Here is a 10427-nt window from a genome sequence, read left to right as displayed (position 1 = left end):
ATCTATTGCTGACCCACCGCTTTCGCGAGCAAGCCCGCTCCCACAGGGGATTTGTGTTGCTGCAAAGAGATTATTACTCCCACGGTAACGCTCTCTTGATTGATCCAGGTTTGTGCCTCACCCCCCGCAAGGCATAAGCTTCGCCCCCTACGACTTTCGTCTCATCTGCCGTTTTTTCAGGAAAGGCCCCATGTCCAGTCAGTTCCCCGAAGCACGTCCCCGCCGTCTGCGCCGCAATGCGAGCCTGCGCAGTCTGTTCCAGGAAACCGAATTCAGCCTGAACGACCTGGTGCTGCCGATCTTCGTCGAAGAAGAAATCGACGACTTCGTGCCGATCAAAAGCATGCCCGGCGTGATGCGCATTCCCGAGCGCAAACTGGCCAGCGAGATCGAGCGCTATGCGCGCGCCGGCATCAAATCGGTGATGACCTTTGGTGTGTCGCATCATCTGGACGGCAACGGCAGCGACACCTGGCGTGAAGACGGTCTGGTTTCGCGCATGTCGCGCATCGCCAAAGACGCTGTGCCGGACATGATCGTGATGTCCGACACTTGCTTCTGCGAATACACCGATCACGGCCACTGCGGTGTGATGCACAACCATGAAGTCGACAACGACCAGACCCTGATCAACCTCGGCAAGCAAGCCGTGGCCGCTGCCAGCGCTGGCGCTGATGTGATCGCGCCATCGGCGGCGATGGACGGTCAGGTGCGGGCGATTCGTCAGGCGCTGGACGCGGCCGGCTTCACCCAGATTCCGATCATGGCCTATTCGACCAAATTCGCTTCGGCGCTGTATGGCCCGTTCCGCGAGGCCGGTGGCAGCGCGCTGAAGGGCGACCGCAAAAGCTATCAGATGAACCCGATGAACCGCCGCGAAGCACTGCGTGAATCGCTGCTCGATGAGCAGGAAGGTGCCGATGCGCTGATGGTCAAACCGGCCGGTGCGTACCTGGACATCATCCGCGACATCCGCGAAGCCTCGAACCTGCCGTTGTCGGCGTATCAGGTGAGCGGCGAGTACGCGATGATCAAGTTCGGCGCGCAGGCGGGTGCAATTGATGAGGATCGTGTGGTGCGCGAAAGCCTGGGCGCGATTAAACGTGCGGGTGCGGATTTGATCTTCACCTACTTCGCGATGGACCTGGCCCTGGCCGGGATCTAAGCAACAGCGCAAATCAAAACTGTGGGAGCGGGCTTGCTCGCGAAGGCGTCGTGTCAGTCAGCACATCGAGTGCTGATACAGCGCTTTCGCGAGCAAGCCCGCTCCCACATTTGATTTGTGCTGGGTCAGGGGCAGTTGAAGTAGGGCCGGATGCCGTGATCGCGGAAGTAGCGCTCAATCACCTTCGGATCCGCGCTGTTATCGGCAATCGCCACATAGGTATCCGGGCGCAGCAGGTAAAAGCCGTTGCGCCCCAGTCCCGCCGTTTCAAACGCCGGGCGCCAGTCGAACACATGCAGCGGCAGATGATGTTCATTGCACCAGGCGATCATCTCGTCGCTGGTGTCGCCGTACACGTGCACCTGCCAGCACGGCTGGCGCAACGGTTCGTAATTATCCCCCTCACCATCATGCGCCCACGGCAAGCGGTCACCGCCGTGCACGTGGCCGGCCACGCCTAGGCTCAGCGGCATGCCGCGATAGTTGAGGGTGACCTGTGAAACCGTGCGAAAGAGGAATTCGCGACTGGCCTCGAATGAGGCCATTTTCGGAATCACAAACGGTGCCAGCCGCGTGCGCAGCAGGTCGGCGAGACGCCCCTCGGCGGTGACGAAACTGAAAACTTTGTCGGTCGTCGACACCAGTTTGCGGGCGAAGGCGATGCGTTCGGTTTCGTAAGTGTCGAGCAACTCCTGCGTGGCCGCGCCGCTGAGCACCGCCGCCAGTTTCCACGCCAGATTGATCGCATCGCCGATGCCGGTGTTCATGCCTTGCCCGCCAGCGGGGCTGTGCACGTGCGCGGCGTCGCCGAGCAGAAACGCCCGGCCACCGCGAAAGTGCTCGGCGACGCGGTGATGCACGCGATACGTGGAGAACCAGTGGACATCTTCAACATGGACGTTCAGGTGTTCGATGGCGCGGCTGCTGACGTCGGAAAACTCCAGCGTCTCCGCGCGCTGCGCCCGTTCATCGCGCACGGTGCCGATCAACCGCGCGCGGCCTTCGCCGGCCAGTGGGAAGACCGCGAGAAAATCTGCCTCGTCGAGATCGATGTGCAACTCGCCATTCATCGCCGGGCCGCTGGCCTGCACATCCGCGACGTAGAAAATCTGCTGATAAGTACCGCCGGGGAAACCGGCGTCGAGGGCTTTGCGCACCACCGAACGGGCGCCATCGCAGCCGGCCAGATAACAGGCCTGGCAGATTTCCTGCTCGCCATCGGGCAGGCGCAAATGCGCGGTGAGGCCGTCGCCGTCCTCGGTGAAACTCTCCAGCGTGGTGTTGCGCTCGACGGTGACGCCGTAGTCTTCGAGGCGTTCGATCAGCAGTTTTTCGTGCTGATCCTGCGGGAAGATTTCGACAAATGCGTAGGGCGTCAGGCCCTCGCCGATACGGTTCAGCGGCAGCTTCGCGACCGGTTTGCCACTGACCCAGAAATTCGCCGCCGCGACTCGGTGGCCGTTGCGCACGATGGTGTCGGAGAGATCCAGTTGCCGGTACAACTCAAGTGTTCGCGCCTGCACCGCCAGTGCCCGTGAAGTGGTGCCGGGGGCCGAGGTCTTGTCGATGATGCGCACGCGTACGCCGAGTTTGCTCAGCCACAGGGCCAGCACCAGACCGGTGGGGCCGGCGCCGGTGATCAATACGTCGCTGCGGTGCATGAGAGAGTCCTCTGCATGGGGTGCAGCAAGTATGGATCAGAAGGAGAGGGTGGCCAGTGGATTGGTCAGATGGTCGGTGTTCGGCTAGGGGGCTGTTGCGCGGCGTAGATCCGGACCCCTCACCCCAGCCCTCTCCCGAGGGAGAGGGAGCCGATTTGTGGGCTTTTCAAACTGTGCGTCCAACTCGGTGGCACACGTCGGCGTACCTCGAAAAAATACCTCAGTCAGTCCCCTCTCCCTCCGGGAGAGGGCCAGGGTGAGGGGCTGATTTGTGTATTTCCCAAGGCCTGAGTCCGACTCGGTATTTCAGGTCGCCGTACCTCGCACAAACACCTCGGTCAGTCCCCTCTCCCTCCGGGAGAGGGCCAGGGTGAGGGGCTGATTTGTGTATTTCCCAAGGCCTGAGTTCGACTCGATATTTCAGGTCGCCGTACCTCGCACAAACACCTCGGTCAGTCCCCTCTCCCTCTGGGAGAGGGCTAGGGTGAGGGGCTTTTCAGGCTTAGAAATCAATCGTCCCCGACAACTTCGCCACACGCGGTTCACCCTGCGTCAGGTAACCGCCCTGAGCCGATTCCCAGTACTTCTTGTTCGCCAGGTTCTCCACGCCCAGACGCAACGTCACGTCCTTCTCCGACACCTTGAACGCATACCGCGCGCCCGCATCGAAACGGTTCCACGTCGGCAGGCTCAGGTTGTTCGCCGCATCCGCATACTGCCCACCGGTACGCAGCATCCGCGCATTCAGCGCAACACCTTGCAGACCCGGCACATCCCAATCTGCACCCGCGTTGAACTGGAACGTCGGCACGCCAATCGCCCGGTTGCCGTCGTTGGCGCCGTTCTGGGTGTTTTTCAGTTCGGTGTCCATCAAGGTCAGGCCGCTGATCAAACGCAGACCGCTGACCGGCTCGCCGAAGACGTTCATTTCCACGCCTTTGTTGACCTGCTCGCCCTCACGCACGTAGGTGCAAGTGGTCGCACTGTCGATCTCGCAGTAACCGTCGCTCGGTTGCTCGATACGGTAAACACCCAGGCTCGCGCCGTAGGTGCCCATGTCGACCTTCACCCCGGCCTCGGTCTGCTTGGAACGCGCCGGTGCGTATACCTCGTTGCCGTTGGTCACGCGGAAACCGCCGCTGCTGGTCGGCGAGGTCGGACCCTGCGCCAGGCCTTCGATATGGTTGGCATAGAACGACACGTGATCCCACGGTTTGAACACGATGCCGTAGACCGGCGTGGTGATCGATTCGTCGTAGCTCGAAGAGCGCGGGCCGCTGCCGTAGCTGGCGTAGCTGTAACCCTGCACGACCAATTGCTGACGACGTAGGCCGGCAGTAACGAGCAGGCGATCGTCGAAGAAACCGAGGGTATCGGACAGCGCGATACTGCGGTTAAAGGTCTTGCCGACGATGCCCGGATCGCTGTTGTCGCCACCGGCGAAGTTGCCGACCGGCGATGGTGTTTGCACCGGGTGATAGATGTTGTTGGCGTATTTGGTCAGGTCGAAATCGTAGGCGCTGCGTTGTTCTGTCCAAATGCCGGTCAGGCCGAAGTTGAGCTTGTGGCTGACCGCGCCAGTGTCGAATTTGCCGTTGAGGCCGGCCATGACGCTGGTGTTGTCTTCGTCGTGGGGGATGAACGAACCGGTGGTGAACGAAGCACCGTTGTTGCCAACCAGCGTGGTCGAGTTGTAGCGCCCGACTTCGCGGGTGTGCTTGGCGCCGCCGGCAGCGTAGGCAGTCCAGTTATCGTTCAGATCGTATTCGGCGCGGAGCATGCCGAAAGTGTCTTCGATGTCGGTGTAGCCCCACTTCGGCGCGTAGTTGGTATCAGCCGATGGCGCGTCCGGAATGTGCGTGGCAGTACCGAGGTTGACCGAGTTGCGACCACCGTTGACGCGCTCTTTCTGATAGGCGAAGTCGCCGGACAGGCGCAGGGCATCGCCGCGATAATCGAGGCCGATGGCGAACAGTTTCGAGCGCTGGTTTTCGTGATCGATACCGGTATCGCCTTCGCGCTGCGACAGGTTGATCCGCGCGCCGAAGCGGTTGTCTTCACCGAAACGCTGGCCGATGTCGAAGTGCTGGCCGACGCGACCTTCGCTGTTGATGTCGGTGGTGAAGCGGCGCAGCGGCTCGTCGCCGGCGCGTTTTGGTTGCAGATTAACGCCGCCGCCGATGCCCGAACCGGTCGGGGTCACGCCGTTGATAAAGGCGTTCGGGCCTTTGAACACTTCCACACGTTCCAGGGCATCGGTGGAAATGATCTGCCGTGGCAGCACGCCGTAGAGGCCGTTATAGGAAATGTCGTCGCCATTCAGCGGCAGGCCACGAATCATGAACACCTGCGACTGGTTGGAAAAACCCGACGCCTGACGTACTGACGAATCGTTGAGCAGCACGTCGGCGACGTCTTCGGCTTGCTGATCCTGAATCAGTTGTTCGGTGTAGGACGCGGCGCTGAACGGCACGTCCATCATGTCCTGATTGCCCAACACACCGAGCTGACCGCCACGCGCGACCTGACCACCGCTGTAAACCGGGGGCAGGGCGTTTGGCGTTGGGGCTTGGGCATTGATGTTGACGTTGTCGAGCACCAGCTCTTTATTGTCAGCTTCGGCGGCGTGAGCGGTAACGGTCAGGGAGCACAGCAGGGCGAGCAACGTCGGGCGGAATGGGACGGCGAGTCGGGCTGGAGCGGGCATTGTTGTACCTGGAGGCGCACGGCCGGTGAGAAAAGTTAGGGCGGCGCGGGAACTCCTTGCGCAAATGCGACTCCAGGTGCAAATGATAGGTTTTCTCAGTCACGTTTTGCAATCAGTTTGTCAGTACTCCCCATAACACACGTAGGAGCTGCCGAAGGCTGCGATCTTTTGATCTGGTTTTTTAAAATCAAAGTCAAAAGATCGCAGCCTGCGGCAGCTCCTACACGGATTGTGTATGGTGATCGCGGCTCAACGGACTGGAAGGAGCGCCATGCACACCCCTCGATTACTGATCACCCTCGCCGCCATGCTCGTGCTGGCCGGTTGCGCCAGTCAGCGCAGCGACGAACCTGCACCGCGTGCGCCGAATGAAGTGAAGGCCGAAATCGTTCGGCTAATGCCCGCTAAAATCGCCGATCGGCAAGGCTGGGCCACCGATATCTATGCCGCTTTCGCCGCGCAGAACATCAGCCCGACCACGCAGAATCTCTGTTCAGTGCTGGCCGTGGCCGAGCAGGAATCAACCTTTCAGGCTGACCCCACCGTACCCGGTCTGGGCAAAATCGCCCGCGACGAAATCGATCGTCGCGCCGGCAAAGTGCACATCCCCAGCCTGTTGGTCAGCGGCGCGTTGCAAGTCAGCTCAACCAATGGCAAGACCTACAGCGAACGCCTCAACGCCGCGCGCAGCGAGAAGGAGTTGAGCGCAATCTTCGACGACTTCATCGGCAGGGTGCCCATGGGCCGCACGTTGTTTGGCGGCTTTAACCCGGTGCACACCGGCGGGCCGATGCAGGTCAGCATCGAATTTGCCGAGCAACACGCCAAGGATTATCCGTACCCGGTAGACGGCACGATTCGCCGCGAAGTGTTCAGCCGTCGCGGCGGCATGTATTTCGGCATCGCGCATTTGCTCGGTTACCCGGTGAGTTACCGCGAGCCGCTGTATCGCTTCGCCGATTTCAATGCCGGTTGGTACGCGAGTCGCAATGCCGCGTTTCAAAATGCGGTGAGCCGCGCTTCGGGCATTCCGCTGGCGCTGGACGGCGACCTGATTCGTTACGACTCGATCATGCCCGGCAGCACCGAACTGGCGGTGCGCACCCTCGGCAAATCGCTGGGTATGCGTAACCCAACCATTCGCGATCAACTGGAGAAGGGCAAAACACTGGAGTTCGAAGAGACCAAACTCTATCAACGGGTGTTTGAACTGGCGGAAAAAGCCGAAGGTAAAACGCTGCCGCGTGCGGTGTTGCCGGGGATCGTCCTGCAGAGCCCGAAAATCACCCGCAAACTCACCACCGCGTGGTTCGCCAAACGCGTGGACGAGCGTTACAAGCGCTGCATGGCCAAGGCCAACTAAATCAAGCGGACATAAAAAACCCGGCTGCGGGAGCCGGGTTTCTCTGGGTTGTTGCGATGACGCGAGTCATTCAGACAGCGCGGCGTTCAAGCAGACGATCAGAACCACCTTCAGCGACGGTGTTGCCTTGCAGACGATCCGAACCATCAGCGGCGACGGTGTTGCCTTGCAGACGATCCGAACCATCAGCGGCAACGGTGTTGCCCTGCAGACGTTCAGAGCCATCAGCGGCGACGGTGTTGCCTTGCAGACGATCGGAACCATCAGCGGCGACGGTGTTGCCTTGCAGACGATCGGAACCATCAGCGGCAACGGTGTTGCCTTGCAGACGATCGGAACCATCAGCGGCGATGGTGTTGCCTTGCAGGCGATCAGAGCCATCTGCCGCAACAGCGTTCTGGTACAGACGATCCGAGCCGTCGGCGGCGATCATCGTGTGGGTTGGGGTAGCGGCGAAAGCGTTAACGGCGAAGACCGAGAAAGCGATGCTGAGAAGAGTTTGGCGTTTCATGATGGTGTGCTCCGGGGTGTTGTTGGTTGGTATGGAGCCGATGTTACGCCGGGGATTTTTTATGAGAACTTCATTGACGTGATGGTGAACATCGACAGCAATGATGGTTGAAACGCACCCGTGTAGGAGCTGCCGAAGGCTGCGATCTTTTGATCTTGATTTGAAAGGGCAAGAGCTAAAGATCGCAGCCTTCGGCAGCTCCTACCGGGGACTTCAGAGGACTTTTACTGCGCGGCCAATCGCCTGAATCGGCCCGGTCGGTTTGCCGATCGGCGAGCCATTGGCGCCTTCCAGCGTCAACTCGAACAACTGATTCGGCTGCAGCGGCGGCAGTTTATCCAACGGCACCCGCAACGCCTCGCCCGGTTTGACCAAGCCCAGCGACACCGGGCCTTGCCAGCCATCAGCCTTGGTCCAGAATTCCAGCGCCTTGTCCGCCGGCACTTCGACCACGCCCAGCGGAATCAACTGAATCTCCCGCGAGTCGCTCGCCTGAATCACCCAGCCCGGCGCTTTGTCCTGCGGCGCCACCAGTACCACCAGATAACTCGGCTTCGGCGTGGTCTGGGTCAGCAACATCGCGCCCAACACCAACGTCGCGGCCAGACCGGCAGCGGTCAACCCACGCCACAATGGCAACAGATTCCACCAGGACGTCGCCGGCGCTGTCTGCGTCAGCCGATCCACACTGCGTTCGATCCGCCGCCACAGCTGCGCCGAAGGTTGCTGTGGTTCGGCCAGATCCGTCAGCTCCAGCAAACGCCGCTCCCAAGCATCCACAGCCGCGCGCAAATCCGCATCATGCTGCAGACGCTGTTGCACCTCGATGCGCTGCTCGGCCGACAGGGTGCCGAGCACATATTCGCCGGCCAGTTCATCACGATCCTGCGCCGATTCAATGGTCATCCCATGCACTCCCGCAGCGCAGTGAGGCTGCGTTTGATCCAGGCTTTGACGGTGCCCAGCGGCGTGTCGAGGCGCGCGGCAATCTGCGCGTGGCTGTAGCCGTCGACGTAGGCGTGAAGGATGCAGTGGCGGCGCTGCGGCTCCAGTTGTTCGAGGCAACGGTGAATGCGCGCCGAATGCGCGTGGGCGTCGAACGCATCCTCGTCGTGCACAGGCATTTCATGCGCTTCGTTGAACGGCGTTTCCCGCGCCTGATTGCGCAACTGATTCAGCGCCAGATGGCGGGTCACGCTGAACATCCAGCCGCGCGCCGAACCGCGCGCCGGATCAAAACCCGCCGCGCCGTTCCAGATTTTGATAAAGGCTTCATGGACGATGTCCTCCGCCAGCGCCGTGTCTCGCACCAGCCGCTTGGCCACACCGAGCAGACGCGGGCCTTCCTGCACATACAAATCGCGCAGGGCCGCACGCTCGCCCCGGGCACAGGCGGCGAGGCGGGCTTGGTAATCGAACTCGGATTCGGCTAAAGGCATGTCGTGCAATCTAGCTCACATTCCCCAAAACACCACTGATCCCAGTGGGAGCGGGCTTGCTCGCGAAGGCGTCGTGTCAGTCAACTCATTCTTCTCTGATACAACGCCTTCGCGAGCAAGCCCGCTCCCACAAAAGCATGGGATCAGTTGGCGGCCCAGAAGATGTAATCGGCCTGATACTTCACCACTTCCTGCTTGCCCTTGTTCGCCGCCGTGCATTCACTGCCCGGCGCCACGCCGCCCTTGAGCGCAACCCGCTGGATGTAACTCACACCACTCATCGCGCCTTTACCTTCAGCCGGATTGGCCTTGACCAGTTGATAAGGCAGGTTCCCCGGTGTTGACGGCGCCACGGCCAGTTGCGTGCCGGTGACTTTCGAACCGTCCTTGGCCTGCCACGTAGCCGGCGGGCCGAAATAAGTGCCGACCTGCTTGCCGCTGCGATCATTGAGCACCGCTTTCGGGCCAACGAACGTCCACTCGGTCTGCCCGGCGGCGTTGGGTTTGTCGCGGCATTCATAAGTAATCTCGCCAACCCCGGTGGTTTCCATGGCGATCTTGTGGCCGTCCGGGACTTTAATCGCATCGGGATAACTGCTTTGGGCGAAGGTCGTCGAGGTGACGGCGAGCAAACCGGTGAAGCCAATCAGTTGGGTGATGTTCATCAGGTGTTCTCCGAAAAGGGTAAACCGCTGGCAGCCGAGGAGGGCTGTTACAGGGACTACCCGTGGCGGAGCGGTTTGGATGCAGTGCCTGAAAAATAAATTTCAAACACCCTGAAGCCCCACTGGGCAGGGAGGTAGACCCAAAGGCTGCAAATGCACTACAACTGAAGTGGGCGGATAACCAATCGAAAGGGGGGAGCTATGTATCAACTCTACGGACATCGAAATTCCGGCGCAGCCGCCATCGAAGCGGCGCTGGAGCTGTGCCAGATCGCCTATCGCTTCATCGATATCGAAGCCAGCAGCGAGGCCGCCGAGGCGCTGGCCAAACTCAATCCGCTGAAACAGATCCCGACCCTGCAATTGCCCGACGGCAGTGCGCTGACCGAAAGCGCGGCGATTCTGATTCACCTCGGGCTGACCTTTCCCAAGTCCGGTTTGCTGCCAGTCGAGGCCGCCGAGCGTGACCAGGCGATTCGCGGCATGGTTTATATCGTCAGCAATTGTTACGCAGCAATTGGCGTGATCGACTACCCCGAACGCTGGCTATTGATGCCCGACGAAGCGTCGCGACAGAACCTGATGGCCGGTGCCCGTGAGCGATTGCACTGGAGTTGGGAAGTGTTCGCCGACCAGTTCTCCGCCGAACTGTACCTGGACGACGAAACGCCGGGCGCGCTGGATGTATTGGCGGCGGTGGTAACCCGTTGGGCGGGGAGCCGCGAGCATTTGCGCCAGACGCGGCCGGGGTTTTACGCGTGGCTGCAACGCATTGACCGGCACCCGGTGCTGTCCCCGGTGTTTGCCCGGCATTGGCCTGCTTGAACTTGGCGCAAAACCAAAATGTGGGAGCGGGCTTGCTCGCGAATGCGGTGGGTCAGTCGACAGATAAATTGACTGACCCACCGCATTCGCG

General features: G+C 60.9%; 9 protein-coding genes. 3 read left to right on the top strand and 6 right to left on the bottom strand.

The features are described 5' to 3' along the window. The first annotated feature begins 190 nt into the window (after positions 1 to 190). Positions 191 to 1165: a porphobilinogen synthase gene (gene hemB / locus GVL50_RS27775; RefSeq protein ID WP_053121880.1), complete on the top strand. Its 975-nt coding sequence runs from the start codon at positions 191 to 193 to the stop codon at positions 1163 to 1165. A 125-nt stretch (positions 1166 to 1290) separates the two neighbouring features. On the opposite strand, the gene GVL50_RS27770 is transcribed toward hemB, so the two are convergent. Together GVL50_RS27770 and GVL50_RS27765 are read right to left on the bottom strand one after the other, a co-directional pair. Beyond that, positions 1291 to 2826 (bottom strand): FAD-dependent monooxygenase, encoded by a 1536-nt coding sequence (locus GVL50_RS27770; protein ID WP_159815765.1) that lies wholly within the window; start codon positions 2824 to 2826, stop codon positions 1291 to 1293. Between the two features lie 502 nt (positions 2827 to 3328). Then, a complete protein-coding gene (locus GVL50_RS27765) occupies positions 3329 to 5533 on the bottom strand; it encodes a TonB-dependent siderophore receptor (protein WP_159815764.1) in 2205 nt (734 codons plus the stop codon). Between the two features lie 271 nt (positions 5534 to 5804). Between GVL50_RS27765 and GVL50_RS27760 the strand changes: the two genes are divergently transcribed. Beyond that, complete coding sequence (locus GVL50_RS27760) at positions 5805 to 6896, top strand: DUF1615 domain-containing protein (protein WP_159815763.1); 1092 nt, start codon at positions 5805 to 5807, stop codon at positions 6894 to 6896. Positions 6897 to 6966: 70 nt separating this feature from the next. On the opposite strand, the gene GVL50_RS27755 is transcribed toward GVL50_RS27760, so the two are convergent. The 4 genes from GVL50_RS27755 to GVL50_RS27740 form a co-directional block, all read right to left on the bottom strand. Beyond that, entirely contained in the window at positions 6967 to 7407 is a 441-nt protein-coding gene (locus tag GVL50_RS27755) for a hypothetical protein (RefSeq protein ID WP_159815762.1), read from the bottom strand. 213 nt (positions 7408 to 7620) lie between these two features. Beyond that, positions 7621 to 8313, bottom strand: coding sequence for an anti-sigma factor domain-containing protein (locus GVL50_RS27750; RefSeq protein WP_159815761.1), 693 nt, complete (start codon positions 8311 to 8313; stop codon positions 7621 to 7623). After that, positions 8310 to 8846 (bottom strand): sigma-70 family RNA polymerase sigma factor, encoded by a 537-nt coding sequence (locus GVL50_RS27745; protein WP_159815760.1) that lies wholly within the window; start codon positions 8844 to 8846, stop codon positions 8310 to 8312. Before GVL50_RS27745 ends, GVL50_RS27750 begins: the two co-directional genes overlap by 4 nt. 143 nt (positions 8847 to 8989) lie before the next feature. Then, positions 8990 to 9511 carry a DUF3455 domain-containing protein gene (locus tag GVL50_RS27740; RefSeq protein ID WP_053121866.1) on the bottom strand — a complete coding sequence of 174 codons (522 nt, stop codon included), beginning with the start codon at positions 9509 to 9511 and terminating at the stop codon, positions 8990 to 8992. A 201-nt stretch (positions 9512 to 9712) separates the two neighbouring features. Here GVL50_RS27740 and GVL50_RS27735 point away from each other — a divergent pair, with 201 nt between their 5' ends. Further along, on the top strand, positions 9713 to 10336 hold the full coding sequence (locus GVL50_RS27735) for a glutathione S-transferase N-terminal domain-containing protein (RefSeq protein ID WP_159815759.1): 624 nt from the start codon (positions 9713 to 9715) through the stop codon (positions 10334 to 10336). The last annotated feature ends 91 nt before the right edge of the window (positions 10337 to 10427 follow it).

This window comes from Pseudomonas sp. 18058, assembly GCF_902706155.1.
In the GTDB taxonomy this organism is placed as follows: Bacteria; Pseudomonadota; Gammaproteobacteria; order Pseudomonadales; family Pseudomonadaceae; genus Aquipseudomonas; species Aquipseudomonas rustica.
The sequence above is the reverse complement of the archived record's forward strand: the minus strand, read 5'-3'. Positions and strand labels throughout refer to the sequence as shown.